This window comes from Acidovorax sp. DMC1, from assembly GCF_056314325.1.
This window is the reverse complement of sequence record NZ_JBQUYO010000003.1, coordinates 333,728-355,513: the sequence shown is the minus strand read 5'-3', so window position 1 is coordinate 355,513 and position 21,786 is coordinate 333,728. Positions and strand designations below refer to the sequence as shown.

The window sequence follows — 21,786 nt, the reverse complement described above, 5'->3', positions numbered from 1 at the left end:
GACTTTGCCGTTTGGCCCAGCGTCCAGGCTTGACCATCGAATTGCAGCACTCCGCGAGGCTGGCCCCACCAGAAATGGGCTGCACCCGCCGCTGCCAACAGCCAGAGTCCGAGGGCCACAGCAGCCGATACAACTGCATCGCGCGCCCCAGAGCTCACCCAAGCAGCCACGACCCCGGCCCCGGTGAACAAAAGAGCCAATAGCAATGCACCCAACACCCTGCTGCGCCGCAGCGGGTACTGAACAGAAGGAGCACGCCTTGAGAGCAGTGTCACAGGACTACCTGCTCAGGCCGACAGACCGAATGCCTGCGAGCGCCAAAAAAACGACGACGTACTCCTTTGGGAGGACGGTCGCAAGCGGACAAGCAATGCTTGTTGCAACCGAATCCGTGATGTTTGCGCCCAATCAGACGCGTTTGAACACCAGCGTTCCGTTGGTACCGCCAAAACCGAAGTTGTTCTTGACGGCCACGTCGATCTTCATGTCCCGCGCCGTGTTGGCACAGTAGTCCAGATCACATTCCGGGTCCTGGTTGAACAGGTTGATGGTGGGTGGCACTTTTTGTTCGTGCAGGGCGAGCACGGTGAACACGCTCTCAATACCGCCCGCACCACCAAGCAAGTGGCCCGTCATGGACTTGGTGGAGCTCACCACGGTCTTGTAGGCATGGTCGCCCAAGGCCGCCTTGATCGCGTTGGTTTCGTTGATGTCGCCCAAGGGGGTGGACGTGCCGTGGGCATTGAGATAGTCCACCTGATCCACATTGATCCCGGCATTGCGCAGTGCACTGAGCATGGCGCGCCGAGGCCCGTCCATGTTGGGAGCCGTCATGTGCCCAGCATCTGCGCTCATGCCAAAGCCGCTGAGTTCGGCGTAAATCTTGGCACCTCGGGCCTTGGCGTGCTCGTACTCTTCCAGCACCATCACGCCAGCGCCCTCGCCAAGCACAAAACCGTCGCGATCCTTGTCCCATGGGCGGGATGCTGTCTTGGGATCGTCGTTGCGGGTGGACAGTGCGCGCATGGCGGCAAACCCACCAATGCCCAGCGGGGAAACCGTGGATTCGGTCCCGCCAGCCACAACCACGTCGGCATCGCCGTATTCGATCATGCGTCCTGCCTCGCCAATGCAGTGCAAGCCCGTTGTGCAGGCAGTCACCACGGCAAGGTTGGGGCCCTTGAAGCCAAAACGCATGGACACATGCCCTGCCACCATGTTGATGATGGACGCAGGGACAAAAAATGGGGTGATACGCCGGGGTCCACGGCTGACCAGTTCGGCGTGGGTGTCTTCGATCAGCGGCAGGCCGCCAATGCCGGAGCCGATAACGCAGGCAATGCGTGTGGCGAACTCCTCACTGAGCGCTTCCCCCGTGGGAAGGCCTGCGTCCTGCACGGCCTGCGCCGCGGCAGCAATGCCGTAGTGGATGAAGGTGTCCATCGCGCGCGCGTCCTTGGCGCTGATGTACGACTCCAGGTCAAGACCTTTGACCTCTCCCGCAATCTTGCAGGCGAAGTTCGACGCGTCGAACTTGGTGATGAGGTCAATGCCGGATCGGCCGGCAAGGAGGTTGGCCCAGGAATCGGCCACCGTGTTACCCACGGGGCTGACGCAACCCAGGCCGGTCACGACAACGCGACGACGGCTCATGCGTATAAAACCTTCTGCTGATCGCTTGAGTCAGGCGCAGGGCGCCGCTCAGGCCTTCTGGTGGGTGTTGGCGTAGTCGATGGCGTTTTGCACCGTGGTGATCTTCTCGGCGTCTTCGTCCGGGATCTCGATGCCGAATTCGTCTTCCAGAGCCATCACCAGTTCCACCGTGTCGAGCGAGTCGGCACCGAGGTCTGCCACGAAGGCCTTTTCATTGGTGACTTGGGACTCTTCCACACCGAGTTGTTCGGCAATGATTTTTTTGACGCGTGCTTCGATATCGCTCATGGTTTCCCTCTGGGGGTTGTGAATGAATCCGCGATTCTAGCCGCTTAAGGAGAAGCCCCTAAACGACCCGCCGTCCGGATGAACCGGCGTTAACTTGTCTTAATTACATGTACATGCCGCCATTGACGTGCAACTCCTGCCCCGTCACGTAGCCAGCCTCGCGCGAGGCAAGGTATGCCACCGCGTGTGCGATGTCCGCAGGCTTGCCCATATGACCCAGCGGGATCTGCGCATTGAGCGCTTTTTGCTGTTCTTCGGGCAGCACGGAGGTCATGTCAGTCTCGATGAAACCGGGTGCCACGCAGTTCACGGTGATGTTGCGGCTGCCCAGCTCACGGGCCAGTGCACGCGTCATACCCGCCACACCCGCCTTGGCCGCAGCATAGTTGGCCTGCCCCGGATTGCCCGACGCACCCACCACGCTGGTGATGCTGATGATGCGCCCAAAGCGCTGCTTCATCATCGGGCGAATAGCGGCACGGCTTGTGCGGAATACGGCCTTGAGATTGGTGTCCAGCACCGCATCCCAGTCATCGTCTTTCATGCGCATGGCCAAGGTGTCGCGCGTGATGCCGGCGTTGTTCACCAGGACATGCAGGCCGCCTTGCTGCTTGACGATGGCGTCCATCAAGGCCTCGACTGCAGCCACATCGTTCACGTTCAGGTTGGCACCCCGGCAGCCAGGGTAAGCCGAGAGCGCCTGGCCGATGCGCGCAGCGCCTTCATCCGTGGTGGCCGTGCCCACCACCTGGTAGCCGCGCACCGCCAATTCCAGGGCAATGGCCGCGCCAATGCCGCGCGATGCGCCGGTCACCAGCGCCACTTGCGCCGCTGTCTGGGTCGATTCCGTCATGCCAACAACTCCCGGGTTTCGGCCAGCGTGGCCGAGTCAAACAATGCAGCACCGACCAGTTCGGGGTCGATGCGTTTGGTGAGGCCAGCCAGCACCTTGCCGGGGCCACATTCAATGATGTGCGTCACACCGCGCGCCTTGAGCGCATGCACGCATTCCACCCAGCGCACGGGGCCGAAGGCCTGGCGATAGAGCGCTTCGCGAATGGCATCAGCGTCCTGCTGCACCGCCACGTCCACGTTGTTGACCACCGGAATCTGGGGGGCAGCCAAGGCAACGTCTGCCAGCGCCACACGCAGCTTTTCAGCGGCCGGCTTCATCAGGCTGGAGTGGAAAGGCGCCGACACCGGCAGGGGCAATGCACGCTTGGCGCCCGCCGCCTTAAGCACTTCGCAGGCCTTGTCCACCGCCGCCTTGGTACCAGCGATCACGGTCTGGATCGGGTCGTTGAAATTGACAGCCTCCACCACTTCGGCCGTGCCCGGGCCGAACGAGGCCAATGCCTCGGCGCAACCGGCGATGACCTTGGAAGCCTCCATGCCCAGAATGGCGGCCATGGCTCCGGTCCCGACGGGCACAGCCTCTTGCATGGCCGCTGCGCGCAACCGCACGAGCGGAGCCGCCTGCGCCAGCGTCAGCACACCAGCCGCCACCAGGGCGGAGTATTCACCCAGCGAATGCCCCGCCACAGCCGCTGGGGCTGCGCCACCTTCTGCGCGCCACACCCGCCATGCCGCCACACCCGCGACCAGCATCACCGGCTGGGTGTTGGTGGTGAGAGCCAACGCTTCCTTGGGGCCTTCCTTGATCAGCAGGCCAACATCTTCGCCCAAGGCATCCGAGGCTTCCTTCAGGGTCTGAGCCACCACCGGGTGGTCACCCCAGCCATCCAGCATGCCCACCGATTGCGAGCCTTGCCCAGGAAAGACAAATGCAAAAGACTTCATGAAAAATCCAGAAATATGATGAAACTGGCCGGTAGCGCTAGTACCTATTGCGCTAGCAGCTACAACTTCAGGAGCACGGCGCCCCAGGTGAAGCCGCCGCCCACGCCTTCGAGCAGCAGGGTTTCGCCTTTCTTGACCTGACCGGCACGCACCGCGTGGTCCAGAGCCAGAGGAATGGACGCCGCCGAGGTATTGCCGTGCTGGTCCACCGTGACCACGACTTTGTCCATGGACATCTTCAGTTTGCGGGCAGTGCCCTGCATGATGCGAATGTTGGCCTGGTGCGGAATCAGCCAATCGATATCGGCCTCAGTCAGCCCGGCCTTGGCCAAGGCCGCGTGGGCCGCTTTCTCCAGCACACCGACTGCCAGCTTGAAGACCGCCTGCCCGTCCATCTTGAGGACCGGGTCGCCAAGCACCTTGCCGCCAGACACATTGCCGGGCACACACAAAATATCCACATGCTTGCCGTCGGCGTGCAAGTCGCTCGACAGAATGCCCGGTGTGTCAGAGGCCTCCAGCACCACAGCGCCCGCGCCATCCCCGAACAACACACAGGTAGTGCGGTCGTTGAAGTCCAGAATGCGGCTGAAAACTTCGGCGCCAATCACCAGGGCGCGGTTGGCTGCACCGGTCTGGATCATGGAGTCCGCCACCGACAGGGCATAAACAAACCCGCTGCAGACCGCCTGCACATCGAAAGCAGGGCAACCATTGGCGCCCAGCTTGTTCTGCAAAATACAGGCGACCGACGGGAACACCATGTCTGGCGTGGACGTGGCCACGATGATCAGATCAATGTCAGTGGGCTGCAGATTGGCGGCCTGCAAGGCGTTGCGCGCAGCCTCCAAACCGAGGTCGCTGGCGGTGACATCCGGCGCGGCAAAGTAGCGCGCCCGAATGCCGGTGCGCTCCACAATCCATTCATCCGAGGTTTCGATGCCGCGCTGGCCCAGTTCTGCGACCAGATCGGCGTTGGTCAACCGGCGTGGGGGCAGGTAGCTGCCGGTGCCGGTAATGCGGGAATAACGTCTCATTATTGTGGGGTCGCCGCAACGCCAGGCTGGGGCTGGGCATCTGCAGGCGCCAGCAGGGGCGCCGCATGCGCAATCCGGGTCCGGACACGGTCGAGCAGGTTGTTGCGGGCTGCATCATACGCCCGGTTCAACGCCTGCTCGAAAGCCATGGCGTCTGCCGATCCGTGGCTCTTGAACACCAGCCCGCGCAGGCCCAGCAGCGCCGCACCGTTGTAACGACGATAATCCATGCGCTTCATCAACGCTTTTAGAATCGGATAAGCGACGATGGCAGCCATTTTGGTAAAAATGTGGCGCGAAAACTCGGTTTTGAGCGCCCCGATGATCATCGAGGCTACCCCTTCGCTGGCCTTGAGGGCCACATTGCCCACGAAACCGTCACAGACCACGATATCCACCGTGCCCTTGAAGATATCGTTGCCCTCGACATTGCCATAGAAGTTCAAATCACCGGAATTGGCCGCAGATCGCAGCAATTCACCCGCTTTTTTGATCACTTCACTGCCCTTGATGACTTCTTCACCAATATTCAGCAGGCCCACCGTGGGCTCACCCCCCTCTTGAAGAACCGACACCAGGGCAGAGCCCATCACGGCAAACTGAAGCAGATGTTCGGCCGAGCAATCGACATTAGCGCCCAGATCCAGGACGGTTGTGGCACCGCCGGTGGCGTTGGGCATCTGGGTGGCGATGGCGGGCCGGTCGATGCCGTCCAGCGTCTTGAGAAGGTACCGGGCAATGGCCATCAGGGCCCCGGTATTGCCGGCAGACACCGCCGCCGATGCAGCGCCGTCCTTGACCTGCTGGATGGCAACCCGCATCGAAGAATCCTTCTTCTTGCGCAAAGCCACCTCCACCGGATCGTCCATGGCCACCACTTCGGTAGCTGGCACGATGGTGGCTCGGTCGTGGGAAAACGATTGCAGGCTATCCGCCAGGCCAACTAGCAGCAGGCGGGCATCCGGGTGGTGGTCGAGAAACTGGCGGCACGCCGCGAGCGTGACGCGGGGGCCGTGGTCGCCCCCCATGCAGTCAACAGCCAGTGTGATCATGGGCGACTTGTCCGGTCGGCCCGAAGGGCCGAGAAATGAATACGACGGTCAAAACAAAGGCCCGCGCTACAGGGTGTGTAGCAACGGGCCTTTGGATGGAGTGAAGGTCAGGCTTCAGACTTGTTCTTCAGCACCTGACGGCCACGGTAGAAACCGTTGGGGCTGATGTGGTGACGCAGGTGCGTTTCACCGGTAGTGGGTTCCACAGCAATGCCTGGCACATTCAGGGCATTGTGCGAGCGGTGCATACCGCGCTTGGAAGGGGACTTTTTGTTTTGCTGAACGGCCATGATGGCTCCTGATCTGGAATAGGTTGGTAAAAACGCGATCAGCCCAAAAAGACACGATGGGGTTCGCGTGAAGCCCACGATTATAACCCAAATGCTTTTTGGGCCCGCCAATCAGTCTTTGGCGTCCTTGCGCAAAGCGGCCAAGGCAGCGAACGGGTTGGGTTTTTCGGCATTGGCTTCTTCAAAATCGTCGTCAGAAGACGCCAGAGGCACCGAGGTCGGGCACTCGTCATGTTTGGGCACCACGGGCAAGGCCATCAGCAATTCGTCTTCGATGAGCTCGTGCAAATCAAACTCGCGGCTCAGGGCCAGCAGGTCTTCTTCGCTCTCATCGTCCAGGGCCTCGGCCGTGGCTTCATCGGCCACGAAGCGGAACTCGCGATCCACCTCCAGCGGGACGTCTACCGGCGTCAGGCAGCGCTGGCACTCCATAGGGAAGCTGGCGCGTACCTTGATGTGCAACCAGACCTGCCCCATTCCGCCTAGCGCGGTGCGTATTTCACCGGTCGCCTCCCAGTCCACCAGCAGGTCCGGGTGCAGGCCTTTGGCCTCTTGCGCCAGGCGTTCGTACTTCAACAGCGAGTCGTGGCCCGCCAGCCGACCGCCCGCCTGTGCAAAGGCTTTCACGTCGAGGCGCTGTGCGGAGAATTCCTTGGTCATGGCGGCAGTGTAAGAGAATCGGCGTATGCATCAATCCCCCTCCTCGCAACGCCCTCTGGTATTGGGCTCGACCTCGCGCTACCGGCGCGAATTGCTGGAACGGCTGAACCTGCCTTTCGAAGTGACCGCACCCCATGTCGATGAAACCCCCCTGCCCGGCGAGGCGCCCCGCGCCCTGGCCTTGCGCCTGGCGCTGGCTAAAGCGAAAGCTGTGGCACGGCAGCACCCCGAAGCGGTGGTGATCGGGTCCGACCAGGTGGCCGACCTGGCCGGAGAGCCGCTGGGCAAACCGGGCCAGCACGAGCGCGCCGTGCAGCAGTTGCGCGAGATGCGCGGCCAGACGGTGGTGTTCCAGACCGCGCTGGCCGTGGTGTGCGCCGCCACCGGCTTTGAGCAGGTGGACCTCGCCCCCGTGGAGGTGAAGTTCCGCGACCTGTCGGACGAGGAAATCGAACGTTACCTGCGCGCCGAACAGCCCTACGACTGCGCGGGCAGCGCCAAGAGCGAAGGCCTGGGCATTGCACTGCTGGACGCCATCCACAGCGATGACCCCACGGCGCTCATCGGGCTGCCACTGATCCGCACATGCCGCATGCTGCGCGCAGCAGGGCTGGTGCTGCCATGAGCGTCAAATCCGGCACGCTGTATCTTGTGCCTGCCCCCCTGGACTTTGGCTGCGACACCCAGGCCCCGCTGCAAGATGCATTGCCCTCTGCCACCCTGCAAACAGCCGCCCGCCTGACCCACTGGGTGTGCGAAAACGCCAAAAGCACACGCGCTTACCTGAAGCGGATTGACGCGCTGTACCCCCTGGCCCTGTCCCTGCAGCAACAGCAGATCACCGAGTTGCCACGCGAGGTGCACAAGAAAGGCGACCACGGCGACAAGGGCTCAGCCCCGTTCGACGCCCGCCCGCTGCTGGCTGCTGCGCTGAACGGGCACGATGTCGGACTGGTCAGCGAAGCGGGCATGCCCGCCGTGGCCGACCCCGGCTCGTCGGTGGTGCGGGCTGCGCACGACCTGGGCCTGCGCGTGGTGCCACTGGTCGGGCCGGTGTCTCTGCTGCTGGCGCTGGCGGCCAGCGGCCTCAACGGCCAAAACTTCGCCTTTGTCGGCTACCTGCCGCAAGACGGGCAAGAGCGCACACAGCGCATCAAGGAGCTGGAGGGCCTGGCGCTACGCACGGGCCAGACCCAGCTGTTCATCGAAACCCCGTACCGCAACCCTGCCCTGTGGCAGGCCCTGGTGCAGACGCTGCAGCCGCACACCCGGCTGGCGCTGGCCAGCGGCCTGACCCTGCCCGATGCGCGGGTGCAAAGCCAGCTGGTGCGCCAGTGGAAGCAGCAGCCCGCGCCACCGGACAACCGCACACCCGTGGTGTTTGCACTGGGGCGCTGAGACAGCGACGGGGCGGCACGATACACGCGCGGCGCCTGAAACGCTATAAATTTAAGAGCATTTCAGACATATTTCACTAGCGCATTCGCCCGAAAACACCGCAAAACGCTGCACAACGGCCTCGCACAGGCGCCAGATGCAGCGCACACAGCCAGGACCCACAAAAAAAGCCCCGACAGAAACCTCTGCCGGGGCTTTGGATACACATCTCCAGTCAATTCAAGGGCTTGTGGATGATCAAGTTCCCCGGCTGACTTCCAGGCGAATGTCAGCGCAGCTGCGGCCCCGATACAGCCAGCGATTTGACCGCGCCCATGCCCACGGCAGCGCCAAAGCGCTTGGCCAGGCGCTCGGCCACGTTGTCACGGCGGGTGTAGTCGATGATGTCTTCGGCCTTGACCACTTCGCGCGCCACATAGTCCAGGTTACCCAGCTTGTCGGCCAGCCCCATCTCCACGGCCTGCTGGCCCGTCCAGAACAAGCCGCTGAAGGTGTCGGGCGTGGTCTTGAGGCGATCACCCCGGCCAGCCTTCACCACGGCAATGAATTGCTGGTGGATCTGGTCCAGCATGGTCTGCGCGTAGGCGCGCTGCTTTTCGGTCTGCGGGCTGAAGGGGTCGAGAAAGCCTTTGTTTTCACCGGCGGTGAGCAGGCGGCGTTCCACACCCAGCTTTTCCATGGTGCCAGTGAAGCCGAAGCCATCCATCAGCACGCCGATGCTGCCCACGATGCTGGCCTTGTCCACGTAGATGTCGTCGGCAGCGGCAGCGATGTAGTAGGCGGCCGAGGCGCAGGTTTCTTCCACCACGGCGTAGATCGGTTTCTTGTGCTTGGCCTTCAGGCGCACGATCTCGTCGTTGATGATCCCCGCCTGCACGGGGCTGCCGCCCGGCGAGTTGATCAACAGCACCAAGGCCTGCGAACCCTCGTCTTCCAGCGCGCTGCGCATGGCGGCCACCACAAACTCGGCACTGGCCTCGGCACCGCTGGCGATTTCGCCCTTGATGTCCACCACCGCTGTGTGCGGCGTGCTGGTGCTGGTGCTGGGCGATGCCTGGCGCAAGGCGGCAAACGCAATCGCCGCCAGCAGGGCCAGCCAGGCCAGGCGGAAAAAAATCTTCCAGCGGCGGGCGCTGCGTTGCTCATTGAGAGCAGCAAAGGCCAGCTTTTCCAGCGTGGCACGTTCCCAGCCGGGTTCACGCGATGAGTCGCTCACAGGTGCTCCTGAATTTGTAGCTGCTTGCGCCCACAGATCGGGCGCGGAATTGGTTTTGGGGTCAAAGCCCGACGAACCGGGCTGTTGGGGGTCTGTCATGTCATGCGTCCTGGGAACTGCACCGCTGCAGCCCGCGCGCCGTGCCGGACGGAACCAGGCGACAGCACATCAGGGTAATTCATCTGGATTTTCTAGAACTCTACGGGCTGCAGGTTGTAGGCAGTATGCCAGCGCACCACGCCATCCCTCTCCGACAGGGCAATTTTCACCAGTCCACCCCGGCAGGGTCCGCCCGCGCACTGGCCGGTGTGGGGCAAATAAGCCGCGCCGTGGGTCGCGCACAACAGCCAGTGGCCCGTGTCGTCAAAAAAGCGGTCGGGCTGGTAGTCCATCTCCATCGCCACATGGGTGCAGCGATTGAGGTAGGCGTGTGGCAGGCCCTGGTAGCGGATTGCAAAGGCCCGGCAGGTCTGGCCCGCGTACACGACATCAAACGGCACGGCCCGCCCCCCATCGACGAGGTCGGCGCTGTTGCACAAAGCGAAGGACTGCTCGGGCGACGTGTTCATGGCTTGCTCCGCTTCACGGCCCAGCGTTAGGCGTTGTTCAGCAGCCAGTCGTGCAGTTCGCGCACCGAATGGGCTACCGCCAGCGGCTGGAGTGCGTGGAAGGCGTCAGGCTCATGGGCGCCATAGCTCACCCCCACACTCGCGCAGCCCGCGTTGACGGCCATCTGCAGGTCGTGCGTGGTGTCGCCAATCATCAAAAGGCGCTCCGGCGCCACGTCAAATTCAGCCATCAGCTCCTGCAGCATCAGGGGGTGGGGCTTGCCTGCGGTCTGGTCTGCGGTGCGGGAGCCGTCGAATACGCCCTTGAGTTGAACCGTGTGCAGCGCCTCGTCCAGCCCGCGCCGGCTTTTGCCGGTGGCCACGGCCAGCAGGTGGCCGCGCTCGCGCAGGTCGTTCAGCAGAGGCAGCACGCCTTCAAACAGGCTCAGGTCGTCCTGGTGCTGGATGTAGTGAAAGCGATAGCGGTTGCCCAGCTCGGTGTACTTCTCGGGCGGCACATCGGGCGCCGCATGGGCCAGCGCCTGCATCAGGCCCATGCCGATCACGTAGGCGGCCTCCTTGTCGGTGGGCACGGTGCCGCCCACATCGCGCACCGCCGCCTGGATGCAGCGCACGATGATGGCGGTGGAATCGAACAGCGTGCCATCCCAGTCAAAGGCGATGAGGTCGAAGCGGCGCGGACGGAAGTTTTTGGCGGACATGAGAGCAGGTTTTCTCGCGCAGGATCATCAGGCGGCGGGCACAAAATCGGCCAGCTCGGGGGGCAGCTCGGCGATCAGCTGCACGCGTTCACCCGAGGCGGGGTGGTTGAACTGTAACCGCCAGGCATGCAGAAACATGCGCTTCATCCCCTGCTTCTGCAGGCGTTTGTTGAGGTCGAAATCGCCGTATTTGTCGTCGCCAACGATGGCGTGTCCCTGACTGGCCAGGTGCACGCGGATCTGGTGGGTGCGGCCGGTCTTGATGGTTACCTCCAGCAGCGACATCGCGGGCAGGCCCTGCTCCGGCCGGGCCGCTGCCGTGCTGCGCACCTTGACCAGGGTGATGGAGCGCATGCCGTCCGGGTCGTCGGCGGTGGCCACGCGCACGCGGCGTTCGCCGTCGGCCTGCAGGTATTTGTGCAGCGGCAGGTCGATGACCTTCTTGTTGGCGGGCCAGGTGCCCGTGACCAGCGCCAGATAGGTTTTGCCCGTCTCGCGCTCGCGGAACTGGTCTTGCAGGTGAGTGAGCGCTGACCGCTTCTTGGCCACCAGCAGGATGCCGGAGGTTTCGCGGTCCAGTCGGTGCACCAACTCCAGGAACTTGGAGGCCGGGCGCGCCTGGCGCAGTTGCTCGATCACGCCGAAGCTCACACCACTGCCGCCGTGCACCGCCACGCCAGCGGGTTTGTCGATGGCGATCAGGTGCTCGTCTTCGAGCAGGATGGGAAATTCGCGTGCGGGCGCCGGGCGCTCGGCCTTTTCGGCGACCTTGTCTGAAATCCGGACAGGCGGCAGGCGCACGATGTCGCCCGCCTCGACGCGGGTGTCGGCACTCACGCGGCCTTTGTTGATGCGCACCTCGCCGCTGCGGATGATGCGGTAGACATGCGTTTTTGGCACACCTTTCAGGTGGCGTATCAAAAAGTTATCGAGCCGCTGGCCGGCGGAGTCAGCATCCACTTCCACCAGGCGGGCTGCGGGAAGCCCCGCAGAAGCTGCGGGCGGTTTGGCCCCTATAATGTGTTTCACCTGCGCGTTGTTATGTAAGTGGTTGATTTGTCTGGAGTTTAGTCCACACAGCCCTTGCCCCTCACGCAGGCAGGTCGATGCCAGCGGGCGTCGTGCGCGCAGATTGCAGGCCAGATGCCTGTGGTGGCCCGCATGCCGTGCGGCGGGCTGACAGATTGAAACACTGATACGGAATCCCCCAGCTGGCAGATGCACCCTACCCGGGCGCAGCCTGCCAGCGGATCAAAGCGAGCATGTGGTTGTTGATGAGCTGGATGGTGACCTTGTGGCGGTGGCTGATGCCCCCGGCTGCACGCTCCTATTCGGCTCTAGCGCCCAGCCAGCAAGCGCAACCAGCTACTTTTTTGCTAGCAAAACTGCGCTCCTACCACTCGCCCCCATCCACGCGCCCCTGCCTCACGATGCTGCGCTAGAGCGCGGCAGATCATTGGCATTCCCGGCAATTCCCTTCGTTTCGATGCGTCAGTCCAGGCATTCACAGCTCCTGTAGAGCTTGTTGTTAATGGTTTGGAACTGTGGGCGGCAGCCCGCGCAGCTTTCCCCGCTGAGAGGGACGTCTGCATCGCTGCTGTCCGCAACACACTGAAGGAATCGCATCATGAAGCGGATGCTCATCAACGCCACGCAGCCCGAAGAACGGCGCCTGGCCATCGTCGACGGACAAAAGCTCCTCGACTACGAAATCGAGATTGAAGGGCGCGAGCAGCGCAAGGGCAACATCTACAAGGCCGTCGTCACGCGCGTCGAGCCCTCGCTGGAAGCCTGCTTTGTCGATTACGGCGAAGACCGCCACGGCTTCCTGCCGTTCAAGGAAATCTCGCGCCAGTACTTCGCCCCCGGCGTGTCGCCCAGCCAGGCGCGCATCAACGAAGTCATCAAGGAAGGCCAGGAGCTGCTGGTCCAGGTCGAAAAGGAAGAGCGCGGCAACAAGGGCGCTGCCCTCACCACTTTCATCAGCCTGGCCGGCCGCTATGTGGTTCTGATGCCCAACAACCCCCGGGGTGGCGGCGTGTCGCGCCGCATTGAGGGCGAGGACCGTGCCGAACTCAAGGAGGCGATGGACCAGCTGGAGTACCCCAACGGCATGTCCATCATTGCGCGCACCGCTGGCATCGGCCGCACCGCGCCAGAGCTGCAGTGGGACCTGAACTACCTGCTCAAGCTCTGGAACGCCATCGATGGCGCCGCCAAGGGCGGCAAGGGCGCCTTCCTGATCTACCAGGAATCGTCGCTCGTCATCCGCGCGATCCGCGACTACTTCAACAACGACATCGGTGACATCCTCATCGATACCGACGACATCTACGAACAGGCGCAGCAGTTCATGGCGCACGTCATGCCCGAGCATGCTGCCCGCGTGAAGCGCTACCGCGACGACGCCGCCCTATTCAGCCGCTTCCAGATCGAGCACCAGATCGAGTCGGCCTACGCCCGCACCGTGAGCCTGCCCTCGGGCGGCGCCATCGTGATCGACCACACCGAAGCACTGGTGTCCGTGGACGTGAACTCGGCCCGCGCCATCAAGGGCGGCGACATCGAGGAAACTGCCACCCGCACCAACCTGGAAGCCGCCGATGAAGTGGCCCGCCAGATGCGCCTGCGCGACCTGGGCGGCCTGATCGTGATCGACTTCATCGACATGGAAGAGTCGAAGAACCGCCGTGAGGTCGAGAACCGCCTGCGCGATGCGCTGCGCCAGGACCGCGCCCGCGTGCAGTTCGGCACCATCAGCAAGTTCGGCCTCATGGAAATGAGCCGCCAGCGCCTGAAGCCTGCGCTGTCCGAAGGCTCGTCCATCCCCTGCCCCCGCTGCGGTGGCTCAGGCCATATCCGTGACACCGAATCGTCGGCGCTGCAGATCCTGCGCATCATTCAAGAAGAGTCGATGAAGGACAACACCGCCGCCGTGCACTGCCAGGTGCCGGTGGAAGTGGCCTCGTTCCTGCTGAACGAAAAGCGCACCGAGATCGCCAAGATCGAACTCAAGCAGCGCGTGGCCGTGCTGATGGTTCCCAACAAGACGCTGGAAACCCCCAACTACCGCCTGGAGCGCCTCAAGCACGACGACCCGCGCCTGGACCACATCGAAGCCAGCTACAAACTCGCCGAAGAAGTGGAAGACCCGACGTCTGTCACACGCCGCTCGCAGGAGCCCACCAACAAGCAGACCCCGGTGATCAAGGGCGTGCTGCCTGACGCCCCCGCCCCCGTGGCCGAACCCCGCCCCGAAGGCGCGGCGCGCCCACCCCGTGGCGGCCAGCGCCCCACAGCCCATGCAGCCCCTGCACCAGCCCCCGTGGCCGCTCCGGCGCCTGTCGCCCCCGCGCCGCAGGAGCAAGGCTTCTTCGCCTGGCTCAAGAGCCTGTTCGGCTTTGGCAGCGCCCCTGCCGCACCCGCCCCGGTGGCAACGGCTGCGCCAGCCGCCGCACCGGCCGCAGCCGAAACCACCGGCCGTGGCGAACCCCGCCGCGAAGGCCGCAATGGCGAAAGCCGTGGCCGCCGTGGCGGTCGTGATGGCAACCGCGACGGTCAGCGCGAAGGCGCACCGCGTGACGGTAACCGCGAAGGCAGCACCGGCGAAAGCCGTGGCCGCCGTGGTGAACGTTCGGCCGAAGGCCGCGCACCCCGCGACGCAGAGCGCCGCCCCGAAGGCGAAGGCCGTGACGGTGGCCGCAACGGACGCGGCGAAGGCCGTGAAGGCGGCCGTGGCCGCCGCGACAGCGAGCCGCGCAACCTGAACGCTGGCACGAACGGTGACAACACCAACGCCGCCACCGCTCAGGTGGAAGGCCCCAACGCAGGCAACGCCGGTGGTGCAGAAGGCCAACCCGCCCAGCAACCCCGTGGCGAACGCGGCCCGCGCCGCGAACGCGGTGATCGCGGTGGCAACCGTGGCGAGCGTGGTGAACGCGCTCCCCGTGCGGTTGAGGCCCAGGAGGCAGCAGCCCCAGCCGCTGCTGGCGACTTTGCCGACACCGCGCCACTCGCCTCGCTGCCAGATCTGGACCTGAGTGGCAATGACGCACCCGCGAATGGCAATGGCAATGGCGCCAGCGAAGAGCAACGCCGCGAGCGCCGCTCCCGCGACCGCTACGGCCGTGACCGCCGCGAACGTGGCGAGCGTGGCCCACGCGACGCCAACGGCAACGCCGAAGCCGCAGCCCCCGCCATGCTGGACTTCGACCCCACCCAGGCCGAGCCCGCCGCGGCACAGGACGAAGCGCCACGCCGCAGCTACTTCAGCAACAACACGCCCGCCGCAGAGCCTGTGGCACCGGCGACAGCCCCTGTGGCCGCAGCGCCAGTCGCAGCGGCTACCGAACCTGTAGCTGTTCCAGCGCCTGTTGCTGCCCCCGTGGCCGCACCGGCTCCGGTCGCGGCACCCGCTCCGGCCGCTGCCGCACCGGCGCCTGCAGCACCCGCAGCAGCGCCTGCCAAGGGCCTGCCGCGCGTCCAAGCGTTCACGCTGCCCATCGATGAACTGCAGCAAGTGGCTGCCGCATCGGGTCTGCAGTGGGTGAACTCGGACGCAGACAAGATTGCGGCCGTGCAGGCCGCCATCGCTGCCGAGCCCAAGCCCATCCGCGTGCCCCGCGAGCGCCCCCCAGCGGTGGTGCTGGACGAAGGCCCGCTGGTGCTGGTGGAAACCCGCCGCGACCTGTCGGCCATGGCGCTGCCATTTGAGCAGCCCCCCGCAGCCTGACGCGCTGCAATGGCTGCTGCCCCAGGGCGGTAGCCATCACCCAGAAGGCGGCTCAGGCCGCCTTCTTTTTTTGGGGCCGCCGAGTGTGCGCGGCCCTTCGCGCCAATACCCGCAAGCGGCCGGAGGCAGCCTGTCAGCAGGTACCATTTCGGGTCGCCGGTGCCGCAGTGCAGCCCACTGCCCGCGCCGCCTAGGCCACGCCCCACTCCCGAGATTCACGGACCCCTCACCCCATGCTGTTCCTGCTGTCTCCCGCCAAATCGCTCGACTACGAGACGCCCGTTCCCGAAGGCCTACCCCACACCACGCCGCAGTTTGTGCCGCAGTCCACGGCCCTCATCGAGGTGCTGCGCGAGCAGTCGCCGCAGCAGATTGCGTCGCTGATGGAACTGAGCGACACGCTCGCGGCCCTGAACGTGGCGCGATACCAAGCCTGGCGCCCCCGCTTCACCGCCCACAACTCGCGCCAGGCGGTGCTGGCCTTCAATGGTGACGTGTACGAGGGGCTGCAGGCCCGCAGCCTGAGCGCTGACGACCTGGACTGGGCCCAGAGCCATGTCGCCATCCTGAGCGGCCTGTACGGCGTGCTGCGGCCGCTGGACCGCATGCAGCCCTACCGCCTGGAGATGGGCACGCGCCTGGCCACCGGCGCGGGCAGCAACCTCTACCAGTTCTGGGGCCGCCAGATTGCCGAGCATCTCAACACCCGGCTGCGCGCCGACACCACGCCGGTGGTGGTCAACCTCGCCTCGCAGGAATACTTCAAGGCCGTGGACCGCAAGGTGCTCAAGGCGCGCGTGATCGAATGCGTGTTCGAGGACTGGAAGGGCGGCAACTACAAGATCATTAGCTTCTTTGCCAAGCGCGCACGCGGCCTGATGGCGCGCTATGCCATCACCCACCGCCTTGCCACACCCCACCAGCTCGAAGGCTTCGATCTGGACGGCTATGCCTTTGCCCCGGCCTCCTCCACGCCCGAGCGCCTGGTCTTCCGGCGCAAGGCCCCGCCGGCCTTATAAACACTCCTCCCCTGCTCTTTCTTGTTGAAGGACCGCCATGACATTGCGTTCTGACCAGCACCCGGACGGCACGACCACCAGCACCCAACGCCCCAGCGCAGCGCGGCAGGCCATCACGCCCGAGCTGCGCCGCTGGATCATTGAGCAGGCACAGGCGGGCTACGCCGCACCCGTGGTGCTGCAATCCATGCGCGACGCAGGCTGGGACGAGGACGTGGCCGCCGACGCGCTGGAGATCACGCTGCAGGAGCACCTGAACGACCTGGCCGTGCAGCAGGGCCTGCCCTCGGCAGTGCCGGTGCCCGAGCCCCGGCTGGATGAATCCCCCGCCCAGGTGGACTGCGGAGACCGCACCGTGAATGTGCTGCTGGCCATGGCGCAGCCGCGCATCGTGGTGTTTGGCAACCTGCTGTCGCCGGAGGAGTGTGATGCCCTGATCGCCGCCGCAGAGCCCCGCATGGCACGCTCGCTCACCGTGGCCACAAAGACCGGCGGCGAAGAGATCAACGCCGACCGCACCAGCGACGGCATGTTCTTCCAGCGCGGCCAAAGCCCGTTGATCCAGCGCATCGAAGAGCGCATCGCGCGCCTGCTCCAGTGGCCCATCGAAAACGGCGAAGGCCTGCAGGTGCTGCATTACCGCCCGGGTGCCGAATACAAACCCCACTACGACTACTTCGACCCCGCCGAGCCTGGCACGCCCAGCATCATCAAACGCGGCGGCCAGCGCGTGGGCACGCTGGTGATGTACCTCAACACGCCCGAAAAGGGCGGCGGCACCACCTTCCCCGACGTGCACCTGGAGGTCGCGCCGCAGCGTGGCAACGCGGTGTTCTTCAGCTACGAGCGCCCGCACCCGTCCACCCGCACCCTGCATGGCGGCGCCCCCGTGATCGCAGGGGACAAATGGATCGCCACCAAATGGCTGCGCGAGCGGGAATTTCAGTAAAAACACCGGCATGCGGTAGTCGAATATGCGCCAGCAGCTACAAAAACAGTAGCAAAACACGTCCCCCTTGGAACCCATACACCCGAAAGACCAGGCCATGAACACGCCAGAACAATCCCAGCTTGGCAAGGCCTCGGCCTATATAGACCAGTACGACGCCTCGCTGTTGTTCCCCATCCCGCGCGCGGGCAAGCGGGCCGAGATCGGCATCACCGGCGCGGCCCCCTTCTTCGGGGCCGACCTGTGGACGGCATTCGAGCTGTCATGGCTGAACCAGCGTGGCAAACCGCAGGTGGCGCTGGCGCACATCACGGTGCCGTGCGAGACGCCCAACATCGTTGAAAGCAAGTCGTTCAAGCTGTATCTCAACAGCTTCAACAACACGCGTTTTGCCGATGCGGCCGAGGTGCAGGCCCGCATCCGCACCGACATCAGCGAGGCCGTGTGGCGTGGCGCCGAGCACCCCGCCACCGTGGGCGTGAAGCTCATCGCGCCCGAACTGTTCGACCAGGAGCCCGTGCACGAGCTGGACGGCCTGAGCCTGGACCGGCTGGACGTGGAATGCACGCGCTACCAGCCCGCGCCCGACCTGCTGACGGCCACATTCAACGAAGCGCCCGTGACCGAGACCCTCACCAGCAACCTGCTGAAGAGCAACTGCCTGGTGACCGGCCAGCCCGACTGGGGCAGCGTGCAGATCAGCTACAGCGGCCCGCAGATCAACCAGGAAGGCCTGCTGCAGTACCTGGTGAGCTTTCGCAACCACAACGAATTCCACGAGCAGTGCGTGGAGCGCATCTTCATGGACGTGTGGACACGCTGCAAACCCATCAAGCTCACGGTGTACGCGCGCTACACGCGCCGTGGCGGGCTGGACATCAACCCCCTGCGCACCAGCCACCCGCAAGCCCTGCCGCGCAACGTGCGCACGGCGCGCCAGTAGGCCTGACCATCCCCGTCAACCGACCGCGTCCGTCAGTTGCGCGCGTCAATCCAGTCGCACCGCAGGGTGTGGCGCAGGTGCGCGCGGGTGCGCCAGGCAACGTACAGGCTGGGGACAAAAATGCCGATCAGGCAGACCGGCGCGGCGCAAGGCTCGCCAAACGCGCAGATGGGAAACCAGCCCACCCAGCCCAGCATCCAGACCGTCAGCACCAGGTCCCACAGGTGGTATTCGAGCGGGTGGTCGGCCTTGTGTGCCACATGCCACTGCTTGATGCGCTGCAGCTCGTCGAGGGTCATGGTGATCTCCCGGAAAACGGGAAAATCACTGTAAGTTACGAGTAAGAATTCGTCAAGATACGAATGGCTGCGGGCGGCTCGTTGCAGCGCCGCTCACCCCAGCCGGAACACATCCACCGAGCGGCCCAGCGACACCGCGCTCTCCTTGAGGCCCTGGGCGGCGGCAGCCGACTCCTCCACCAGCGCGGCGTTCTGCTGCGTCACGGTGTCAAGCTGGGTCACGGCCTCGTTGACCTGGGCAATGCCCTGCGACTGCTCCTTGGTGGCGCTGCTGATCTGCTGGACCAGCGTGCTCACGCGTTCCACCGCATGGACCACGCCTTCGATGGTGGTACCGGCATGGTCCATCTGCTGCGCGCCGCTGGCAATCTGGTTCACCGTGACGCCGATCAGACCGCTGATCTCCTTGGCCGAGCTGGCACTGCGTTGCGCCAATGCCCGCACCTCGCCCGCCACCACCGCAAAGCCCCGGCCCTGTTCGCCTGCACGGGCCGCCTCCACGGCGGCGTTGAGCGCCAGCAGATTGGTCTGGAAGGCAATGCCCTCGATCACGCCCACGATCTCGCTGATCTTGGTGGACGACAGCTTCATCTGCTGCATGGCCGCCCCCACCTCCTGCACCGCCTGGCCGCCGCGCGTGGCGATGTCGCTGCTCTGTGCGCTCTCGTGCGACACCTTGGCCGCTGTCTCCGACGTCTGCAGCACCGTGCTGGCCAGTTGCTCCATGGCCGCGGCGGTTTCTTCCAGGCTGCTGGCCTGCGACTCGGTACGGGCCGACAGGTCCATGCCGCCGCGTGCGATTTCGTCGGCCGATTCGATGAAATTGCGCACCTCGGTGCGCACGTCGCCCACCACGGCGCGCAGGTTGACCTGGGTCTGTTGCAAGCGCTGCATCAGCGCACCCAGGGGTTGGGGGTAGTCGGTGCCCACCGACGTGGCAAGGTTGCAGGCCGAGATGTCGGATGCGAAGCGGGTGGCGTCGTGCACCCCTTGCAGCACGGTGGCCTGAAAGCGCCACAGCGTCCACCCCGCCCCCAGCACCAGCAGCGCTAGGCGGGCCACCCAGGCGGTAGTGCCCTGCAGGCCCATCACGTCGGGCAACAAGGCCAGCAGCACCATCACCGCCAGCAACAGCGCCATGCGGGGCAGCAAGGCCATCTGCGCCAGGCGCTGCTGCCAGCCGCGAACCCCGCGATAGCGCACGTTGCCCGAGTCCAGGTAAAAGCTGCTCGCGCCCGACGCCGCCTCGCTGCGCATCTGGGCATACAGGGCTTCGGCGGCAGAAATTTCTGCCGCGCTGGGCTTGGTGCGCACCGACATGTAAGCGCGTGGCTTGCCGCCTTCCATGATGGGAGTGACGTTGGCGCGCACCCAGTAGTGGTCGCCGTTCTTGCGCCGGTTTTTCACCAGACCTGTCCAGGGCTCGCCCCGGCCAATGGTGCGCCACATGTCCTTGTAGGCCTCGGGCGGCATGTCCGGGTGGCGAATGATGTTGTGCGGCTGGCCGATGAGTTCGTCGTAGCTGTAGCCACTGACGCGCACAAACGCCGGGTTGCAGTGCGTGATCTCGCCCTTGGTGTTGGTGCTGGACACCAGCAGCTCATCACCGGGGTAGTCAAAATTCTGCTGGGTCACTGGCAGGTTAATGCGCATTCGAGGCTCCTGGAAGGCCTGCGGCAGGGGCAGGCAGCGCGGTGTTTTGTTAGACGTTCGTGTAACCGCTTGATACGAATCAAGTCTAACTGCTCACTCCCCCGATTTGCCCCCAAAAGGTGCCGAATGAGGGATGGCCTGCACAACCCTCCCGAGGCGCAAACACCCCAGCCCTACTCCTGTGGCGTCAAAAGAGCTGCACTGTGTCCCTGTCCACACCTGGCTGCGGTCTGCGTCGCCCGCTCGCAGCAGCCCCACGGGCCTGCGCTTCGGGCACGGGCTCCTCGCCGCGCCGCACCAGCGTGCTGGCACGTACGCCCAGCAGCCGCAGGCGCTTGTCCAGCGGGACGCGCTTGAGGCACTGCCCGGCCAGCTGCCGGATGGTGGCCCCGTCGGCCGTGTAGCTGTGGGCGGTGTGGTCGCGCGTCGCGATCTTGAAGTCGTCGTAGCGCAGCTTGATTCCGATGGTGCGCGCCACATAGCCCTTGCGCTGCAGGTCCTCGGCCACGCGCATGCACAGGTCGGTAAAGATCGCGCCCAGCTCGGCCCGGTCGCGCACCGCGTGCAGGTCGCGGTCAAAGGTGGTCTCGCGGCTCATGCTCACGGGCTCGCTCTCGGTCACCACCGGGCTGTCGTCGCGGCCCCAGGCCACGCGGTGCATCCATGCGCCAGTGGACTTGCCAAAGTGGCCCATCAGCCATTGCTCATCCTGCGCGGCCAGCTGCCCGATGGTCTCGATGCCCAACCCCGCCAGCTTCTCGCCGGCCTTGGGGCCGATGCCGTTGATCTTGCGCACATTCAGGGGCCAGATCTTGCTCTGCAGGTCTTCCTCGTAAACGATGGAGATGCCGTTGGGCTTGTTGAACTCGCTGGCCATCTTGGCCAGCAGCCGGTTGGGCGCCACGCCAATCGAGCAGGTCAGCCCGGTCCTTTCAAAGATACTTTTCTGGATGAGCCGCGCCAGCACCCGCCCGCCTTCGCGCTGGCCTCCCGGCACGTCGGTGAAGTCGATGTAGACCTCGTCCACCCCCCGGTCCTGCATCACCGGTGCGATCTCGGTGATGGTGCTCTTGAACAGGCGAGAAAAGCGTCGCACCTCTTCAAAATCCACCGGCAGCACGATGGCCTGAGGGCACAGCTTGGCGGCCTTCATCATGCCCATGGCCGAGCCCACGCCGAACTGCCGCGCCGGGTAGGTGGCCGTGGTGATCACACCCCGGCCCACATAGTCCTTGAGCAGCGGAAAGTCCTCCACCGGGATGAAGCGCCGCTCGCGCTCTGCGGTGCCGTCCGGGCCGCGCAGCAGCAGCTCGTCCACCTTGCGCCTGCCGCCGCCAATCACCACGGGCAGGCCCTTGAGCTGCGGGTAGCGCAGCAGCTCGACGGACGCAAAAAAAGCGTCCATGTCCAGGTGCGCGATGCGGCGCCGCTTGCCCGAAGAGGCAGCCTGCGCAGGGGTTTGGGTCTCAGAAGAATCGAACTCGGTGGCGGTCACACCCGATATTGTGCGGGGCGGAGCCATCCCTG

The 21,786-nt window shown here is 64.8% G+C and carries 21 protein-coding genes; 6 read left to right on the top strand and 15 right to left on the bottom strand.

Translation table 11 applies throughout. The features are described from left to right. Positions 1-408: 408 nt before the first annotated feature. The 8 genes from fabF to ACT531_RS08860 all read right to left on the bottom strand — a co-directional run bounded on the left by fabF (position 409) and on the right by ACT531_RS08860 (position 6,780). Positions 409-1,653, bottom strand: coding sequence for a beta-ketoacyl-ACP synthase II (fabF, locus tag ACT531_RS08895; RefSeq protein WP_291441507.1), 1,245 nt, complete (start codon positions 1,651-1,653; stop codon positions 409-411). 48 nt (positions 1,654-1,701) lie between these two features. Then, positions 1,702-1,941: an acyl carrier protein gene (gene acpP, locus ACT531_RS08890; RefSeq protein WP_003058049.1), complete on the bottom strand. Its 240-nt coding sequence runs from the start codon at positions 1,939-1,941 to the stop codon at positions 1,702-1,704. A 103-nt stretch (positions 1,942-2,044) separates the two neighbouring features. Beyond that, entirely contained in the window at positions 2,045-2,794 is a 750-nt protein-coding gene (gene fabG, locus ACT531_RS08885) for a 3-oxoacyl-ACP reductase FabG (protein WP_209817183.1), read from the bottom strand. Further along, positions 2,791-3,741, bottom strand: coding sequence for an ACP S-malonyltransferase (fabD, locus tag ACT531_RS08880; RefSeq protein WP_422849078.1), 951 nt, complete (start codon positions 3,739-3,741; stop codon positions 2,791-2,793). Before fabD ends, fabG begins: the two co-directional genes overlap by 4 nt. A gap of 59 nt (positions 3,742-3,800) precedes the next feature. Then, entirely contained in the window at positions 3,801-4,778 is a 978-nt protein-coding gene (locus ACT531_RS08875) for a beta-ketoacyl-ACP synthase III (RefSeq protein WP_476017186.1), read from the bottom strand. Further along, a complete protein-coding gene (gene plsX / locus ACT531_RS08870; RefSeq protein ID WP_476017185.1) occupies positions 4,778-5,830 on the bottom strand; it encodes a phosphate acyltransferase PlsX in 1,053 nt (350 codons plus the stop codon). The genes ACT531_RS08875 and plsX overlap by 1 nt, the downstream gene beginning before the upstream one ends. Positions 5,831-5,937: 107 nt before the next feature. Then, positions 5,938-6,120: a 50S ribosomal protein L32 gene (gene rpmF, locus ACT531_RS08865; RefSeq protein WP_005794249.1), complete on the bottom strand. Its 183-nt coding sequence runs from the start codon at positions 6,118-6,120 to the stop codon at positions 5,938-5,940. Positions 6,121-6,231: 111 nt separating this feature from the next. Then, entirely contained in the window at positions 6,232-6,780 is a 549-nt protein-coding gene (locus ACT531_RS08860) for a YceD family protein (RefSeq protein WP_043565232.1), read from the bottom strand. Positions 6,781-6,805: 25 nt separating this feature from the next. Here ACT531_RS08860 and ACT531_RS08855 point away from each other — a divergent pair, with 25 nt between their 5' ends. Further along, positions 6,806-7,405, top strand: a complete 600-nt coding sequence (locus tag ACT531_RS08855; protein WP_476017184.1) for a Maf family nucleotide pyrophosphatase — start codon at positions 6,806-6,808, stop codon at positions 7,403-7,405. Further along, positions 7,402-8,178, top strand: coding sequence for an SAM-dependent methyltransferase (locus ACT531_RS08850; RefSeq protein WP_343734970.1), 777 nt, complete (start codon positions 7,402-7,404; stop codon positions 8,176-8,178). The genes ACT531_RS08855 and ACT531_RS08850 overlap by 4 nt, the downstream gene beginning before the upstream one ends. Positions 8,179-8,446: 268 nt before the next feature. On the opposite strand, the gene ACT531_RS08845 is transcribed toward ACT531_RS08850, so the two are convergent. The 4 genes from ACT531_RS08845 to ACT531_RS08830 all read right to left on the bottom strand — a co-directional run bounded on the left by ACT531_RS08845 (position 8,447) and on the right by ACT531_RS08830 (position 11,693). Beyond that, positions 8,447-9,493 carry a S49 family peptidase gene (locus tag ACT531_RS08845; RefSeq protein WP_015013182.1) on the bottom strand — a complete coding sequence of 349 codons (1,047 nt, stop codon included), beginning with the start codon at positions 9,491-9,493 and terminating at the stop codon, positions 8,447-8,449. A gap of 92 nt (positions 9,494-9,585) precedes the next feature. Continuing rightward, positions 9,586-9,963: a Rieske (2Fe-2S) protein gene (locus ACT531_RS08840; RefSeq protein WP_110959388.1), complete on the bottom strand. Its 378-nt coding sequence runs from the start codon at positions 9,961-9,963 to the stop codon at positions 9,586-9,588. Between the two features lie 26 nt (positions 9,964-9,989). Beyond that, positions 9,990-10,664 (bottom strand): HAD family hydrolase, encoded by a 675-nt coding sequence (locus tag ACT531_RS08835; protein WP_476017183.1) that lies wholly within the window; start codon positions 10,662-10,664, stop codon positions 9,990-9,992. Positions 10,665-10,691: 27 nt separating this feature from the next. Next, on the bottom strand, positions 10,692-11,693 hold the full coding sequence (locus tag ACT531_RS08830) for an RluA family pseudouridine synthase (RefSeq protein WP_476017182.1): 1,002 nt from the start codon (positions 11,691-11,693) through the stop codon (positions 10,692-10,694). A gap of 598 nt (positions 11,694-12,291) precedes the next feature. Between ACT531_RS08830 and ACT531_RS08825 the strand changes: the two genes are divergently transcribed. The 4 genes from ACT531_RS08825 (at position 12,292) to queF (ending at position 18,307) form a co-directional block, all read left to right on the top strand. After that, positions 12,292-15,396, top strand: coding sequence for an Rne/Rng family ribonuclease (locus ACT531_RS08825; protein WP_476017181.1), 3,105 nt, complete (start codon positions 12,292-12,294; stop codon positions 15,394-15,396). A 233-nt stretch (positions 15,397-15,629) separates the two neighbouring features. Further along, on the top strand, positions 15,630-16,415 hold the full coding sequence (gene yaaA / locus ACT531_RS08820) for a peroxide stress protein YaaA (protein ID WP_476017180.1): 786 nt from the start codon (positions 15,630-15,632) through the stop codon (positions 16,413-16,415). 37 nt (positions 16,416-16,452) lie between these two features. After that, positions 16,453-17,364, top strand: coding sequence for a 2OG-Fe(II) oxygenase (locus ACT531_RS08815; protein ID WP_110959393.1), 912 nt, complete (start codon positions 16,453-16,455; stop codon positions 17,362-17,364). A 97-nt stretch (positions 17,365-17,461) separates the two neighbouring features. Continuing rightward, a complete protein-coding gene (gene queF, locus ACT531_RS08810; RefSeq protein ID WP_476017179.1) occupies positions 17,462-18,307 on the top strand; it encodes an NADPH-dependent 7-cyano-7-deazaguanine reductase QueF in 846 nt (281 codons plus the stop codon). A gap of 32 nt (positions 18,308-18,339) precedes the next feature. On the opposite strand, the gene ACT531_RS08805 is transcribed toward queF, so the two are convergent. The 3 genes from ACT531_RS08805 to ACT531_RS08795 all read right to left on the bottom strand — a co-directional run bounded on the left by ACT531_RS08805 (position 18,340) and on the right by ACT531_RS08795 (position 21,664). Further along, positions 18,340-18,606, bottom strand: a complete 267-nt coding sequence (locus ACT531_RS08805) for a hypothetical protein (protein ID WP_056061307.1) — start codon at positions 18,604-18,606, stop codon at positions 18,340-18,342. A 93-nt stretch (positions 18,607-18,699) separates the two neighbouring features. Beyond that, complete coding sequence (locus tag ACT531_RS08800; RefSeq protein WP_422849069.1) at positions 18,700-20,259, bottom strand: methyl-accepting chemotaxis protein; 1,560 nt, start codon at positions 20,257-20,259, stop codon at positions 18,700-18,702. Positions 20,260-20,446: 187 nt separating this feature from the next. Further along, positions 20,447-21,664, bottom strand: coding sequence for a Y-family DNA polymerase (locus ACT531_RS08795; protein ID WP_476017332.1), 1,218 nt, complete (start codon positions 21,662-21,664; stop codon positions 20,447-20,449). Between the last annotated feature and the right edge of the window lie 122 nt (positions 21,665-21,786).